Source organism: Mesorhizobium sp. M0030, from assembly GCF_040323695.1.
Classification (GTDB): domain Bacteria; phylum Pseudomonadota; class Alphaproteobacteria; order Rhizobiales; family Rhizobiaceae; genus Mesorhizobium.
The window spans coordinates 150,009-165,500 of sequence record NZ_JAMYVE010000008.1 but is presented as its reverse complement, the minus strand read 5'-3'; the positions used below and the strand labels follow the sequence as shown (position 1 = coordinate 165,500).

At 64.1% G+C, this 15,492-nt stretch carries 14 protein-coding genes; 4 read left to right on the top strand and 10 right to left on the bottom strand.

The annotated features are described in order from the left end of the window. Positions 1–441: 441 nt before the first annotated feature. On the top strand, positions 442–1,938 hold the full coding sequence (locus tag NKJ80_RS17835) for an aldehyde dehydrogenase family protein (protein ID WP_352498039.1): 1,497 nt from the start codon (positions 442–444) through the stop codon (positions 1,936–1,938). Positions 1,939–1,963: 25 nt separating this feature from the next. Here NKJ80_RS17835 and doeB read toward each other — a convergent pair whose 3' ends face one another. The 10 genes from doeB to ehuR form a co-directional block, all read right to left on the bottom strand. Next, positions 1,964–2,968 (bottom strand): N(2)-acetyl-L-2,4-diaminobutanoate deacetylase DoeB, encoded by a 1,005-nt coding sequence (doeB, locus tag NKJ80_RS17830; RefSeq protein WP_023823547.1) that lies wholly within the window; start codon positions 2,966–2,968, stop codon positions 1,964–1,966. Positions 2,969–2,973: 5 nt separating this feature from the next. Then, positions 2,974–4,152 (bottom strand): ectoine hydrolase DoeA, encoded by a 1,179-nt coding sequence (gene doeA / locus NKJ80_RS17825; RefSeq protein WP_023823548.1) that lies wholly within the window; start codon positions 4,150–4,152, stop codon positions 2,974–2,976. A 38-nt stretch (positions 4,153–4,190) separates the two neighbouring features. Further along, positions 4,191–5,183, bottom strand: a complete 993-nt coding sequence (locus NKJ80_RS17820) for a cyclodeaminase (RefSeq protein ID WP_352498038.1) — start codon at positions 5,181–5,183, stop codon at positions 4,191–4,193. Between the two features lie 232 nt (positions 5,184–5,415). Further along, a complete protein-coding gene (gene eutB / locus NKJ80_RS17815; protein WP_352498037.1) occupies positions 5,416–6,402 on the bottom strand; it encodes a hydroxyectoine utilization dehydratase EutB in 987 nt (328 codons plus the stop codon). Positions 6,403–6,407: 5 nt separating this feature from the next. Continuing rightward, positions 6,408–7,187 carry an ectoine utilization protein EutA gene (gene eutA, locus NKJ80_RS17810; RefSeq protein WP_023682672.1) on the bottom strand — a complete coding sequence of 260 codons (780 nt, stop codon included), beginning with the start codon at positions 7,185–7,187 and terminating at the stop codon, positions 6,408–6,410. Between the two features lie 8 nt (positions 7,188–7,195). Further along, positions 7,196–7,855 carry an ectoine/hydroxyectoine ABC transporter permease subunit EhuD gene (gene ehuD / locus NKJ80_RS17805; RefSeq protein ID WP_352498036.1) on the bottom strand — a complete coding sequence of 220 codons (660 nt, stop codon included), beginning with the start codon at positions 7,853–7,855 and terminating at the stop codon, positions 7,196–7,198. Next, the gene (gene ehuC / locus NKJ80_RS17800; protein ID WP_023682673.1) at positions 7,855–8,514 is read right to left on the bottom strand and encodes an ectoine/hydroxyectoine ABC transporter permease subunit EhuC; all 660 of its coding nucleotides are present in this window, start codon (positions 8,512–8,514) and stop codon (positions 7,855–7,857) included. Before ehuC ends, ehuD begins: the two co-directional genes overlap by 1 nt. A 161-nt stretch (positions 8,515–8,675) precedes the next feature. After that, the gene (gene ehuB / locus NKJ80_RS17795) at positions 8,676–9,527 is read right to left on the bottom strand and encodes an ectoine/hydroxyectoine ABC transporter substrate-binding protein EhuB (protein ID WP_023682674.1); all 852 of its coding nucleotides are present in this window, start codon (positions 9,525–9,527) and stop codon (positions 8,676–8,678) included. Positions 9,528–9,590: 63 nt separating this feature from the next. Continuing rightward, complete coding sequence (gene ehuA / locus NKJ80_RS17790) at positions 9,591–10,376, bottom strand: ectoine/hydroxyectoine ABC transporter ATP-binding protein EhuA (RefSeq protein WP_023682675.1); 786 nt, start codon at positions 10,374–10,376, stop codon at positions 9,591–9,593. A gap of 124 nt (positions 10,377–10,500) precedes the next feature. Then, a complete protein-coding gene (gene ehuR, locus NKJ80_RS17785; RefSeq protein ID WP_352498035.1) occupies positions 10,501–11,886 on the bottom strand; it encodes a MocR-like ectoine utilization transcription factor EhuR in 1,386 nt (461 codons plus the stop codon). An 82-nt stretch (positions 11,887–11,968) separates the two neighbouring features. On the opposite strand from ehuR, the gene NKJ80_RS17780 reads away from it, so the two are divergent. From NKJ80_RS17780 to NKJ80_RS17770, 3 genes are all read left to right on the top strand, one after another. Beyond that, entirely contained in the window at positions 11,969–12,457 is a 489-nt protein-coding gene (locus NKJ80_RS17780; protein WP_023686966.1) for an Lrp/AsnC family transcriptional regulator, read from the top strand. Between the two features lie 129 nt (positions 12,458–12,586). Further along, positions 12,587–14,080, top strand: coding sequence for an NAD-dependent succinate-semialdehyde dehydrogenase (locus NKJ80_RS17775; RefSeq protein ID WP_352498034.1), 1,494 nt, complete (start codon positions 12,587–12,589; stop codon positions 14,078–14,080). 30 nt (positions 14,081–14,110) lie between these two features. Beyond that, entirely contained in the window at positions 14,111–15,490 is a 1,380-nt protein-coding gene (locus NKJ80_RS17770) for an aspartate aminotransferase family protein (protein ID WP_023823553.1), read from the top strand. The last annotated feature ends 2 nt before the right edge of the window (positions 15,491–15,492 follow it).

Here is a 15,492-nt window from a genome sequence, read left to right as displayed (position 1 = left end):
GACCGATCTTGCTTCCGCGAGCAGTCATCCAACAGCGATTGCAGCGAAGCGGCGCGCGTCACGGTGAAGCCGGCTGGAACGGCCACGATCGATCCGGCCACGGGTGAGCGCTGGGTGGCGGCTGGCGACTACCTGTTGCGCTCTCGTCTGCAATGCCGGCATCGCGGTCGCCGTGGGCAATGATCGGCTTGCCTCCTTGAGCTTTCAGCGACGCGCTCCGACAACTCGCGATGATTTTTCTAGATGCCGGTGATTTTCTAGATGCCGTTTGTCGAAGCATGATCTTTTCCGAAAACCGTTTCCCACTTTTCTGGATCACGCTCTAGCGGCTGGCGTGATCGGGAAGTCCGCGCAATCTGATTGTCCGAGCGCCCTTTAGCTTTCCTTGTTTGAGGTCGGCGGCGGGAGTAATAGTCGCCACGGAATTGCGAGGAGGAAGAGATGACGCTGAACTTCGACCCGAAGGCGAAGGCCACGGCGTTGTACCATGGCGAATTCCGACCGATGTTCATTGGCGGCAAGTGGGTCGCGGCGCAGTCCGGCCACGGCATGCAGGCACTCAATCCGGCAACAGGCGAGGTGCTGGCGACAGTGCCGCGCGGCGGGGCTGCCGATATCGACTCGGCGGTGGCCGCCGCGCGCGCGGCCTTCGAAGGCCCATGGTCCAAATTCTCGCCCTACGAGCGGCAGTGCGTGCTGCTCAGGATCGCCGATCTCTTCGAGACGCATTGGGAAGAGCTCAGCGTTTCCGACACGCTGGATATGGGGCTGCCGATCACGCGCACGCTCGCTAACCGGCGCCGCGTCATCGGCATGCTGCGCTTCTATGCCGGCATGGCGACGGCGCTGCATGGCGAGACGATCGACAATTCGATTCCCGGCGAGATCGTCACCTTCACCCGGCGCGAGCCGGTGGGCGTCGTTGGTGCGATCATTCCCTGGAACGCGCCGACCGCCGCCTCGATCTGGAAGATCGCGCCGGCGCTGGCGACGGGCTGCACCATCGTGCTGAAACCGTCCGAGGATGCGTCGCTGACGCCGCTGCTGATCGCGCAACTGATGCAGGAAGCCGGCGTGCCCGACGGCGTCGTCAACGTCGTCACCGGCACCGGGGCCGACGCCGGTGCGCGGCTCGCCGAACATCCAGACGTCAACAAGATCGTTTTCACCGGATCGACGCTGACCGGCCAGGCCATTGCGCGGGCAGCCGTGGCCAACCTCAAGCGCGTTTCGCTGGAACTCGGCGGCAAGTCGCCGATCATCGTCTGCCGCGACGCCGACATCGACAAGGCTGTTCCGATCGCGGCGATGGCGGTGTTCGTGCATTCGGGCCAGATCTGCATTGCAGGCTCGCGGCTGTTCGTGGCGCGCGAAATCCATGACGAGTTCGTCCGACGGCTCGCCGATTTCGCCGGCAGACTGCGAATCGGCCATGGCATCGAGGCCGAGACGGAAATCGGACCGCTCATCAATGCCAGGCAGGCAGCCAAGGTGGAGGGCTATATCAGGGCCGGCAGCGACGAAGGCGCCGAACTGGTCGCCGGCGGCTCGCGGCTGACCGGCGAGCTCTACGATGGCGGCAACTTCATTGCGCCGACGGTCTTCGGCGCCGTGTCGGACCAGATGACCATCGCGCGCGAGGAGATTTTCGGCCCGGTGATTTCGGCGATGCCCTTCGACACGCTCGACGAAGCGGTGGCGCGTGCCAATGCGACGCCCTATGGCCTGGCCGCCGGCATCTTCACGACACATCTGGGCACCGCGCACAAGCTTGCCCGCCGCGTCAAGGCCGGCTCGGTCTGGGTCAACATGTACCATGCCATCGACCCGGCGGTGCCGTTCGGCGGCATGAAGATGTCCGGCTATGGCCGTGAGGGCGGCATCGAGCATCTGCACGAGTATCTGGAGACCAAGTCGGTCTGGATCCAGACCGACTGATATTCGCGCGGCGTACTCTGCGAAATCACGATGAAACCAAAACGGCCAGGACGGCGGCGCAGTCACCGGCTTTGACCAGGCCGGGGAAATGCCGCGCCGCCAGAATGCCGGACATTTTTGCCCGGATTTCCTGCGGAGCGATGCCGGTGCGGCCGGTGGAATGGATGCGCCCCAGCACCGAGCCTTCTTTCACAGGCTCGCCGAGATCGACCATGGTTTCGATCATGCCGTCGTCCTCGGCGAAGGAGAAGCAATCGCCCGACGGCATGTCGAGCCACTGCGTCGGGCTCTTCTCTACTGCACCGGCGACAATGCCGGCATGACGCAGCACATTGCTGATGCCGCGCCGCGCAATCCGCACCGTCTGTGCGCGCGAGGTGCCGCCGCCGCCAAGCTCGGTGCTGACGAAGACCTTGCCCATTTCCTCCGCCGCCGTGTCGTACATGCCGACGGAGTCGATCTCGATCATGCGCATCGAGAACGGAGCCGCGAATGCGGCGACCGCGTCGAAGGCTTTCTGCTCCAGTGCCTTGTCGGGCACCGTGTGCGCGGCACAGAAGGGCACGAAATCCAGCGTCCTGCCGCCGGAGTGGAAATCGAAGACGAGGTCGGCGCGCGGCAGCAGTTCGCGTTGAAAGTAGTCGGCGATCTTCTCGGTCACCGTGCCGTCGGGGCGGCCGGGAAAGCTGCGGTTCATATTGCCCTTGTCGATCGGCGACGTCCGCGTGCCGGCGCGGAAGGCCGGATAGTTCATCGCCGGCACAATGATCACCGTGCCGCTGACCTGTTTGGGATCGAGCGTGCGGGCAAGATCGTAGAGCGCCAGCGGCCCCTCATACTCGTCGCCATGGTTGCCGCCGGTGAGCAGCGCGGCCGGCCCCTTGCCGTTGCGGATGACGCAGATCGGGATCATCACCGAGCCCCAAGCCGAGTCGTCGCGGCTGTAGGGCAGGCGCAGGAAACCATGTTGCACGCCGTCCTTGTCGAAATCGACGGTCGGCGCGATCGGAGATGGGCGGAGGCTAGGCATCGGGCTCAATTCTTCACCACCAGTTTGCGCGGTACATTGGCGAGGCACTCTACACCGGTTTCGGTGATCAGGATGGATTCGGTGATTTCCAGTCCCATCGTCTCCAGCCACAGGCCGGTCATGAAATGGAAGGTCATGCCGGGCTTGAGTTCGGTGCGGTCGCCGGGGCGCAGGCTCATGGTGCGTTCGCCCCAATCCGGCGGATAGGATAGGCCGATGGAGTAGCCGGTGCGGTTGTCCTTGACGATGCCGTATTTCTTCAACACGGCGAAAAAGGCATTGGCGATGTCCTCGCAGGCATTGCCGGGTTTCGCCGCCGCAAGCCCCGCCTCCATGCCTTCCAGCGTCGCCTTCTCGGCATCGAGGAATTCCTGTGTCGGCTTGCCGAGAAAGACGGTGCGCGACAGCGGGCAATGGTAGCGGTTGTAGCAGCCGGCGATCTCGAAGAAGGTGCCCTCGCCCGACTTCATCGGCTGGTCGTCCCAGGTGAGATGCGGCGCCGAGGCGTCGGCGCCCGACGGCAGCAGCGGCACGATCGCCGGATAGTCGCCGCCGACGCCATCGACACCGCGCGTGCCGGCATCGTAGATCTCGGCGACCAGATCGCATTTGCGCATGCCGACCTGGATCTTGTCGACGATGCGCTGGTGCATGGCTTCGACGATGCGGGCCGCCTTGCGCATATAGTCGATTTCAGTCGGGCTCTTCACCGCGCGCTGCCAATTGACCAGCGCTGTCGCGTCGACGAAGCGGGCGTTGGGCAGGTGCTTCTGCAACGCGGCGAAGGCGGCAGCCGAGAACCAGTAATTGTCCATCTCGACGCCGACGGTCAGCTTGCCCCAGCCGCGATCACTAAGCACGCTTGCCAAAAAATCCATCGGGTGGCGCTCGGTCGACTGCACGTAGTGGTCGGCATAGCCGACGATGTTGTCATGCGCGAGATAGGCGGTGCGCTTGGCGCCATTGGCATCCTGGCCGCGACCGTACCAGACCGGCTCGCCCGATGGTGGCACGATCACCGCCTGATGCACATAGAACGACCAGCCATCATAGCCGGTCAGCCAGGCCATGTTGGATGGGTCGCTGATAACAAGCAGATCGACGCCTTTCCCCTCCATGGCTTTTCGCGTCTTGGCGAGGCGATCCGCAAATTCGGCGCGCGAGAATTTCAGGTTCGGTTGCATTGTTCTTGGTCCTCGTTTGTTGGGCCTTGCGACCAGCATCAGCTTTCAAAAATGGTTCCGGCATTGGCCGCCCGCGCCCGGTCGCGAGCGAGCGTGGCGATCGCCGTATCCTGCACGCCGGTGCCGGTGAGGTCGGCAATGGTGATATCGCTGGGTGAGCGCCTTCCGTGCCGTTCGCCGGCGATGATCTGGCCGAGTTCGGTGACCTCGGCATCGGCTCCCATCACGCCCGATGCGATGGCGTGATGCAGTTCTCCCAGACGCCGTGTCTGCTTGGCGCTGTCGGCGACATAGAGATCGGCCATGCGCAGGATCGCCGGCGCGATCTCGTTCTTGTGTTCGGCATCCGAGCCCATGGCGGTGATGTGCTGCCCGGCAACGACAAAGCCCGCCTTGATCAGCGGCTCGGTCGACGGCGTGGTGGTGACGATGATGTCGGCGCCGATGGTTGCTTTGGCTGCATCCGGCTCGGCGCGCACGAGGACGCCAAGTTTTTCGCGCAGCGCGCCTGCGGCCGCCTCCGCCTTGACGGCATCGCGCGCCCAGATACGTGCCTCGGCGATCGGCCGCACCAACATGAGCGCTTCGAGTTGCAGCCCGGCTTGCACGCCGGCGCCGAAGATTGCGGCGACGGACGAATCCGGCCGCGACAGATGCTTCGCCGCGACGGCGCCGGCAGCAGCGGTGCGGACATCTGTGAGATAGCCATTGTCCAGCAGCAGCGCCTCGACCACACCGGTTCTTGCCGAGAGCAACACCATCATGCCGCCCCCGCTGGGCAGACCGAACTTCGGATTGTCGAAGAAGCCGGAGCTTATCTTAACGGCGAAACCGTCTATTCCAGGCACATAGGCCGACTTCACATCGACCTCGCCGCGCTGCTCGTGAATGTCCAACCGCAGGATCGGCGGCATCGCCACCGACAATGTGGCGAGCGCGCGGAAAGCGTTTTCGACGCAGGCGACCGCGTCGAGATCGAGCGGCACGATTGTGCGCAGTTCCTTCTCGGTGAGGATGGTCATCGGACTCATGTGTCGCGCTCCGTACTAGCGCGCACCACGAAGGATAGTGTTCCGTCACACCCCCCTCTGGCCTGCCGGCCATCTCCCCCGCAAGGGGGGAGATTGGACTGCACTCCTGCCTTCGCCAATCTCCAGCGCAGCAAGAATAGCGACCGCATCGAAGCTGCCGATCTCCCCCCTTGCGGGGGAGATGTCCGGCAGGACAGAGGGGGGTGGGCGGGAATTCGGCGTGGGAGAGCTTTCATGCCGCGCGCTCCGCGATTGCGTCACCGCAGACGATCTTGCGATGCGTGTTCATGTCGATATTGCGGCCCGAGAGAAGAACGACCACCGGCCCGGTCGCCCTGACCTTGCCGGCGAGTAGCGCAGCGATGCCGACCGCACCGGCGCCTTCGACGATCTCGCGCTCCTGTTCATAGGCATGTCGGATGCCGGCGGCGATCTCGTCCTCGGTGAGCAGGATGACGTCGTCGAGCAGATCGCGGCACATGGCGAAGGTCAGCCGGTTGTCGAGACCGATGCCGCCGCCGAGCGAATCCGCCAGTGTCGGCAGTTCTTCAACCTCGACCGGCCGGCCGGCGTCGAGGCTGGCCTTCATCGCAGCGCCACGTTCCATCGAAACGCCGATCACTTTTGTCCTGGGGCTAGTGCCTTTGATAGCTGCGGCGATGCCCGAGGCCAAGCCGCCACCGGAAAGCTGGACGAGGACGAGAGCGGCATCCGGGACCTGCTCGATCATCTCCAGTCCAAGCGTGCCCTGCCCAGCGATGATGGCCGGGTGGTCGAAGGGCGGCAGCATCACCAGTCCCTCCTGCGCCACCAGCCGTTCGACCTCCTGCTGCGCCTCGTCCTGACTGTTGCCGATGATGCGGACATCCGCGCCAAGCCGACGGATTTCGTCGAGCTTGTTGCCCGGCACCAGTCGCGACATGCAGATCACCGCACGCATGCCTTCGAGCTTCGCGGCATGGGCCAGCGCACGGCCATGATTGCCGGTCGACGCCGCGACCACGCCGCGCGCCTTCTCCTCGGCGCTCAGCGAAGCAACGGCATTCGAGGCGCCGCGCAGCTTGAAGCTGCCGGTGGTCTGGCGGTGTTCAAGCTTGAGGTGGACGGGGATGCCCAGTCGTTCGGAAAGGCTGTGAGATAACCCTGTCGGCGTGCGTTCGATTTTGCCGGCAATTCGCTCCCGGGCGGCACGAATATCGTTAAGGGTGACTGTCGTCATGATCGTCAATCGCGCGGCAAAGGCAGCGTCATCAGACGGCCAAATTCGGGATGCGACGTCCCGTCGCCACACAACCGCAAACAATTCCAGGCGCTGGCCTGATTGCTGGTGACGACCGGGCGGTCGATCGCCTGTTCCATCCCGGGAACCGCGAGCGCTCCGCGCAATGCGGTGCAGGACACGAACAGTGCATCGGCCTGCGCATTCGTCGCCTCACGAGCCAGGTCGGCGATCGCTGCCGGCGCAATGCGCGCCATCTCGCGATCGTCCTCGAAGCCGAGGCAGGTGAAGCTGACGATCTCAAAGCCGCGCTCGGCGAAATACGTCGCCATCGGTCTGGAGGTTTCTACGGTGTAAGGGGTGAGGATGCTGATCTTCTTGGCACCCAGCGCCTTCAGCCCGCGCACGCCTGCCATGGGCGGCGTGACCACAGGAACACCCGGCTTGGCAGACTGGATCGCCGCCTCGATCTCGGCGTCGCCAATCACCACCGAGGCCGAGGTGCAGGAGTAGCAGATCGCGTCGAGCGGCTCGTCTGGCAGGATCAGCGCGGCGCCCGCCGCCAGCTCCGGCTGCATCTTGCGAAGGTTTTCCGGCGTCGTCGGATTCTTGTAGGGAATGCGCGCGACATAGACGCCGATGCGCTCGCTCGCCACCATGCGGCGGAAATCCGGTTCGCTGGTGTGGTCGGTGGCAAGGATGATCAGGCCGACGCGCTTTTCCAGCGGGCGCGCATCGAGCGCCGGCCTTGTCGGCATCAGCCTGATTTCGGGCAGCGGTTTCATCTTGAGAATTACCTTTCGATCTTGCCGTAGCGATGTTCCAGCCAGCGCAGCAGCACGACCGAGAAGAGGCTGATGACGAGGAAGAAAGCGCCGACCAGCGTGATCGGTTCGATGTAGCGATAGTAGGTGTTGGCGACGCTCTTTGCCTGGTTCATCAGCTCCAGCACGGTGATTGCCGATAGCAGCGGTGTCTCCTTGAACATGGCGATGAAATAATTGGCCAGCGCCGGGATCATCGGTGGGATCGCTTGCGGAATGATGATGTTGGTCCAGGTCTGCGTGGCGCTCAGATTGCAGGCCTTGGCCGCCTCCCACTGGCCGCGCGGCACGTTGTCGATGCCGGCGCGATAGACTTCCGCCGTGTAGGTGCCGTAGTGCAGGCCGAGCCCGATGACGCCGGCGACCAGCGGCGGCAACAGGATGCCGAAATCCGGCAGGACATAGAAGATGAAATAAAGTTGCACCAGAAGTGGCGTGCCGCGGATGAATTCGGCCGCCCAACCAACGGTGCGCGACAGGACCTTGTTGGGCGAGCGTCGCGCCAGCGCGATGCCCAGACCCACGACAGCGGCCAGCACGGAGCCGAGCAGCGTTGCCAGGATGGTGATCTTCACGCCCTGGATCAGCGTCGGCAGGATCTCCCAGACGAAGTTCCAGTCCCAATCCATCAGACGCGCACCCCGTCGAGGCCGCGCGCCATGCGGCGTTCCAATGAACGCACGCCCCAGGAGATGATCAGCGCCAGGGCGAAATAGATGATCAGGATGGTGGTGAACGGCGCCAGCGTGTTGCCGGTCTGCGAGCGCACGACCTGCGCCTGAAAGGTGAGATCGGCGAGCGAGATCAGCGACACCACGGAGGTCGCCTTGAGCAGTTCGATGGCGTTGTTGCCGAAGGTCGGCAGCATGATCAGCAGCGCCTGCGGCAGGATGACATGGCGCATGCCTTGCCAGCGGCCGAGGTTGAGCGCGATGCAGGCCTCATATTGTTCGCGGCCGACCGACTGGATGGCGCCGCGTACCACCTCGGCCGCATAGGCGCCGACATTGAGGCCCAGCGCCAGCACACCCGCCTGCAGCGGGGTCAGTTCGAGGCCGATCAACGGCAACACGAAATAGGCAAAGAACAGCTGTACGAAGATCGAGGTGCCGCGGAAGAATTCTATATAGACGGTTGCCAGCCAGCGCAGAGCAAAGAAGCGCGACACGCGGCCCATGCCGGCGAGGAAGGCCATGATCAGGGCGAGCACCGACCCCATCAGCGTCAGCTCGATGGTGACAAGCGCTCCCTGCAATATCAGGCCAAGGTAGCCGGACCACTGGGTCATTCGGGTTCCAACGGTTGGGTTCTAGCTCCTTCTCCCCGTACACTGGGAGAAGGTGCCGGCAGGCAGATGAGGGGCAGCGCTAAATTCTCAGAACCTGGCGCCGCCCATCATCCGGCCCTTGGGCCACCTTCTCCCGGTGAACAGGGAGAAGGCAAACGGCCCTATTTCGCCGCGCAGAGCTTGTCCCGCGTGGTCGACATCGCGGCTGCGGCCGAGAAGCCGTAGGGCTCGATGATCTTGGCGAACTCGCCGGATTTCTTCAGCTTGGCGAGCTCGACATCGAAGGCGTCGCGCAGGGCCTCATCGCCTTTCTTGAAGGCGGCGCCGTCGCAATAGACCGGCGCGCCGACCACCGGGGCGATGACTTCGAGGTTCGGATCGTTGGCTTTCTTGACGAGGTCGTTGATCGACAGGACGGGCAGCGAATAGGCGTCGATGCGGCCGTCCTGCAGCATCTTCAGGCCGCTCTGGCCGTCCGGCACGACGATGACGCGCTCGCGCGGCACGCCGGCGTTGAGCGCCAGCTTCTCCTCGGTGCCGCCACCGGGCGCGCCGATTGTGGCGGACGTGTCCTTGGCGACGTCCTCGTAGCTCTTGAAGCCCTTCGGATTGCCCTTCTTCACCAGCATCGCCTCGGCGTCGCACAGCACCGGCTCGGAATAGACGACCGCCGCGCAACGCTCCGGCTTCATGAACAGGCCGGCGGTGACGACGTCGAAGCGGCCGGCCTGCAGGCCGGGGATCATCGCGCCATATTCGGAGATCGAAGCGACGATGTCGGCAACACCGAGACGCTTGAAGACCTCGCGCGCCACGTCGGGCGCCGCACCCGAAACTTTGCCGTCGGCGGCGACCGCCGTATAGGGCGGCTCGTTGGCGATCGCGACGCGGGCAAAGCCCTGCGCCTTCAATTGCTCGAGCTTGCTGTCATCGGCCGAACCGGTGCTCGACGCGGCGAGCACCGCCGTCAGTGCGAGACCGGCGACGCCGGCCAGAATGCCAAGTTTCTTCATTGTTCCCAACTCCTTGTTGTCTTCTTGGTTTTGTCTGGGGCGGTCTTCCGCCCCGCAAAGCGGTCAGACACGATGTCCGGCTGCGATGATCTTCTTCAGGAAGCCTTGCGTGCGCTCCTGCTTTGGATGGCGGAAAATCTCGTCTGGTTTGCCCTCTTCGACGATCTTGCCGCGGTCGAAGAACAGCACGCGGTCGGCGAAGTCGTGGGCAAAGCCCATCTCGTGGGTGACCAGCAGCATGGTCATGTCGGTCTCTGCGGCGAGCTTGCGCATGACATTCATCACCTCCTCGACCAGCTCCGGATCGAGGGCCGACGTCACCTCGTCGAACAGCATGATCTTCGGCGACAATGCCAGCGCACGGGCAATCGCCACGCGCTGCTTCTGGCCGCCGGACAGCTGCGCCGGCATCGACTTCGCCTTGTCGGCCATGCCGACCATGTCGAGCAGTTCCATGGCCCGCTTTTCAGCGGCGGCGCGAGGCGTGCCCTTGGTCAGCATCGGCGCCAGCGTGACGTTATCCATGACGCATTTGTGCGGAAACAGATTGAACAGCTGGAAGACCATGCCGATCTTCTGCCGCATCTTGGTCAGGTGCCGCTCGTCGGCGGGCAGCAGCTGGCCGTTGCGCTCCATGTGATAGAGCTGCTCGCCATCGATCTGGATATGGCCGCCGTCGATCTTCTCCAGCGTCATCAGGATTCGCAGGATCGTCGTCTTGCCCGAGCCGGACGGGCCGATCAGCGCCAGCTTCTCGCCGGGCATGACCTGCATCGACAGGCCGTCCAGTACCTTGAACGAGCCGAAGCTCTTCGAAATGGCGTCGACCTTGATGATGGGTGAGGACAAATGAATTTCCCCTGCTGGAGAAGCCTGTGCCCTTAACGATGCGGAACGCGCCAAATCATGTCAATTGGGAAAATAAAATCATGACAATATTTCCGGCACTGCATGATTCCAGAGCAATTCCCGCTTAGATTGCGAGCAGCAGATGCTCCGGATCGCCAAGCAGCAACTTGGTGACAACGCCGAGGCCGGCGCGCAGTTCCCCCTCGGTGGTCGAGCCGAGCGAGATGCGCACCGCCGGATGCCAGGGCGCATCCGAGATGCGGAAGGAGGTGCCGGGCGCGATCGCCACGCCTTGCAGGCGGGCCTGGGCGACGAAGCTTTCCTCGGCACGGTCCGCGGGCAGTTGCAACCAGACATGCAGCCCGTCGCGCCTGGCGCGATAACCAACCCCGCCCAGCACCTCGGCTGCGATGTCCTGGCGGCGGCGCAATGCCGCGCGCTGCCAGCGAACGAGTTCCATCGCCGTGCCGTCGGTCACCCATTTGGTGGCGATCTCGGCCACCAGCGGCGTCGCCATCCAGTTCGACACCAGATGCCGGTTGGCAACGGCGGCGACATAGCGGTTGGGCGCCGCGAGATAGCCGATGCGCAGGCCAGGTACGGTGATCTTGGTGAAGGAAGTGACGTAGAGCGTGCGCTCCGGCGCAAAGGCGGCGACCGGCGGCGGCCGGTCCTCGATCAGCGGACCCAGCACATCGTTCTCGATGATGGCGATGTCGTGCTTGCGCGCGACCGCGGCGATCTCTTCGCGCCGCCGAGCGTCCATCAGCGTCGCCGTCGGGTTGATCACCGACGGTTGCACGAATACCGCGCGAATGTCGGTGAGCCGGCAGACCTCGTCCAACGCCTCCGGGATCAGGCCATTGCCGTCGATCGGCAGGCCTTCCAGGTTGAAGCCGAGATAGCGCGCCAGCGGCACCAGCGTGTGGTGGCCGATGGCCTCGGTGGCGACAGTCGATCCCGGCGGCGCAACGCTCATCAGCGCCACGGTCATCCCGGCGGTCGCGCCATTGGTCAGGCTGATATTCTGTGCGGAGGTGTCGAGCCCACACAGTTTCAGCCATTCGACAGCCACCGCGCGGTGACGCGGGAACACCATGTTGGGCCGGAACGACAACGCCGAACTGGATGGCAGGTTTTCGGCCAGCCAGCCCAGCGCCTGCTTCAGCCGCTCCAAATGCATCGGCTCGCAGACCGGCTTCAGGATTGACAGATCGATGACCTCGCCGAGGCGCTCCGGCAGATAGGGCGGCTCCGGGTCGCGGCGCTGCGTCTGGACAAAGCTGCCACGGCCGATCTCGCCCGAAATCAGGCCGCGCCGGATCAGTTCTTCGTAGGCGCGGCTGACCGTCTGCACCGACAGTTTTAAATCGTCTGCCAGCCTTCGATGCGTTGGAAGCCGCGCGCCGTTGGCCAGCCGCCCGTCATGAATGGCGCGGGCGAACTGGTCGGCCAGCGTTTGATAGGCTGGCCGGCGGATGAGCGCAGGGTCGGGTTGCCATGATGTCATGACTTAATAGAGATCGAAATCAGTGCAATTGACAATCGAAATAATGCGCCGTCATGGTGATGCCGACAAAAAGCGGACGCCGATGACATCGAAACTCGACGCGGTCGACCTCAGGATACTCGACGCCATCCAGCGCGACGGGCGCATCACCAAGCTGGCGCTGGCCGAACAGGTCGGGCTGTCGCCGACGCCGTGCTGGATGCGGCTGCGCAAGCTGGAGAAGGCAGGCATCGTCTCGGGCTACCACGCCAGGATCGCCATGCGCGTGGTGGCGCCGGTCGCCACCGTGTTGATGGAGGTGACGCTGGCCAGCCATCGCCAGGCCGATTTCGACCGCTTCGAACGCGTCATCCGCGACATCCCCGAAATCGTCGCCTGCTGGTCGGTGGGCGGCGGCGTCGACTATGTGGTCAAGGTGATGACGCGCGACATCGACGCCTATCAGCGGCTGGTCGACGACCTGCTGGAGCGCGAGATCGGCATCGACCGCTACTTCACCTACATCGTCACCAAGACGGTGAAGGACGAAATCGTGCTGCCGATAGCCGACCTGCTGCCGGCGTCGGCATAAGCCCGGAGAGAATGTCTGTCGGGACGGCACAATAGAGAGAGTCTCTCTCCTTCAGGGCGTCGAAACAGTCTCTCTGTCTGCATGTGACGGATAGTCTTCCCGCATCGTCCGAACCGGGAGGCCTCGACCATGTCCGCGCATTTTGCCCGCTCGCATCGCCATGAGGCGCTCGACCGCCTCTCCGACCGCCGGCTGCTGCGCGAGCTTGCCTATGTCGATGGGCATTGGACCGCGAGCGAAGCGGCCGAAAGCTTTGAAGTCACCGATCCGGCCACAGGCGCGACGGTCGCGTTTGTCGCCGCGCTCGATGCGCAGCAAACGACAAGGGCAATCGGTGCCGCCGCGCGTGCCTTCCCGGCTTGGCGGTCACTGCTGCCGCAGGAGCGGTCGAGAATTCTGCGAAAATGGTTCGAGCTGATCATCGCGGCGAAAGACGACCTTGCCCTGCTGATGACTTTGGAACAAGGCAAGCCGCTGCAGGAATCGCTCGGCGAAATCGACTATGCCGCCTCTTTCGTCGAATGGTATGCCGAAGAGGCAAAGCGCCTCAACGCCGAGAGCGTCACCAGCCATCTGCCGAATGCCGAAATGATGGTGCGGCGCGAGCCGCTCGGCGTTGTCGGCGTCGTCACGCCCTGGAATTTTCCGGCGGCGATGCTGACCCGCAAGGCGGCCGCCGCACTCGCCGCCGGCTGCACCATCGTCGCACACCCATCCTCGGAGACGCCGCTGTCGGCGCTGGCGCTGGCTGAACTCGGCGAGCGCGCCGGCCTGCCCGCCGGCGTCTTCAATGTCATCACCGGCAAGGCTGCTACCATTGTCGGTCGCATGTGCGAGGACCCGCGCGTTCGCGCCATAAGCTTCACCGGCTCGACCGAGATCGGCCGGCTGATCGCGGCGCAAAGCGCGCCGACGATGAAGCGGCTGGTGATGGAGCTTGGGGGCCACGCGCCGCTGATCGTCTTTGCCGATACCGATCTGGACAAGGCGGTGAGCATCGCCATCGATGCCAAATTCGCCACCTCCGGCCAGGACTGCCTCGCCGCCAACCGCATCTATGTCCAGCGCCCGATCTACGATCGCTTCTGCGCCGCTTTTGCCAGGCGTATCGAGGCGCTGCGCACCGGCAACGGCCTTACCGACAAGATCGACATCGGGCCGCTGATGCATGAGCGTGCCGTCGCAAAGGTCGAAGAGCAGGTCGCCGATGCCATCGCTCGTGGCGCGCGCTGTCTCACCGGCGGCAAGCGGCATCAGGCCGGGCCGCTGTTCTACCAGCCGACGCTGCTGGCCGATGTCAGCGACGAAGCGCTGATCATGCGCGAGGAGACCTTTGGGCCGGTCGCCGCCGTCACGCCGTTCGACAGTGAGGACGAGGTGATCGCCCGTGCCAACGCCACAGAATATGGCCTGGTCGCCTATGTCGTTACCGAGAACGGCGCCCGCCAGCAGCGCCTGGGCCGCGCGCTCGACTACGGCATGCTCGCTATCAATCGCGTCAAGATCACCGGCGCGCCGATCCCATTCGGCGGCGTCAAGCAATCCGGCATCGGTCGCGAAGGCTCGCGCCATGGGCTCGAAGCTTTCACCGATCTGAAGTACCTCTGCCTGGACGTCGCATAGTCCGTCCGGCCATCCCTCAAGGAGTCAAAAATGCTCAACCAGTCCAACGAACTCAACGCCTGGGATCGCGACCATTTCTTCCATCCTTCGACCCATATGGGCACGCATGCGCGAGGCGAGAGCCCGACCCGCATCATGGCCGGCGGTGAAGGCGTCACCGTCTGGGACAACAATGGCAAGAAGAGCATCGATGCCTTTGCCGGTCTCTATTGCGTCAATGTCGGCTATGGCCGCCAAAAGATCGCGGATGCCATCGCCACCCAGGCGAAAAACCTCGCCTACTATCATGCCTATGTCGGCCACGGCACCGAGGCCTCGATCACGCTGGCCAAGATGATCATCGACCGCGCGCCGAAGGGCATGAGCAGGGTCTATTTCGGGCTCTCCGGTTCGGACGCCAACGAAACCAACATCAAGCTGATCTGGTACTACAACAACGTGCTTGGGCGGCCGGAGAAGAAGAAGATCATCTCGCGCTGGCGCGGCTATCACGGTTCGGGCGTGATGACGGGATCACTGACCGGGCTCGACCTGTTCCACAATGCCTTCGACCTGCCGCGCGCGCCGGTCCTGCACACCGAAGCGCCCTATTATTTCCGCCGCGCCGACCGCTCGATGAGCGAGGAGCAGTTCTCGCAGCATTGCGCCGACAAGCTTGAAGAGATGATCCTGGCCGAAGGTCCCGAAACCGTCGCCGCCTTCATCGGCGAGCCGATCCTCGGTACTGGCGGCATCGTGCCGCCGCCGGCCGGCTACTGGGAGAAGATCCAGGCGGTGCTGAAGAAGTATGACGTGCTGCTGGTCGCCGACGAGGTGGTGACGGGCTTCGGCCGTCTGGGCACCATGTTCGGCTCCGACCATTACGGCATCAAGCCGGACCTGATCACCATCGCCAAGGGCCTGACCTCGGCCTATGCGCCGCTGTCGGGCGTCATCGTTGCCGACAAGATGTGGCAGGTGCTGGTGCAGGGCTCCGACAAGCTTGGCTCGCTCGGCCATGGCTGGACCTATGCGGCGCACCCGATCTGCGTCGCCGCCGGCGTCGCCAATCTCGAACTGATCGACGAGATGGACCTAGTGACAAACGCCGATGAGACGGGCGCCTATTTCCGCGCCGAACTGGCCAAGGCCGTCGGCGGTCACAGACATGTCGGCGACGTGCGCGGCGATGGCATGCTGGCGGCAGTCGAATTTGTCGCCGACAAGGACGACCGGGTGTTCTTCGATGCTTCGCTCAAGATCGGGCCGCAGGTGGCGACAGCACTTGCCGCCAGCGGTGTCATCGGCCGCGCCATGCCGCAGGGCGACATCCTTGGCTTCGCGCCGCCGCTCTGCCTGACGCGTGAGGAAGCCGACATCGTCGTTTCGAAAACCGCCGATGCCGTCAACAGCGTGTTTGCCAACCTCTGAGA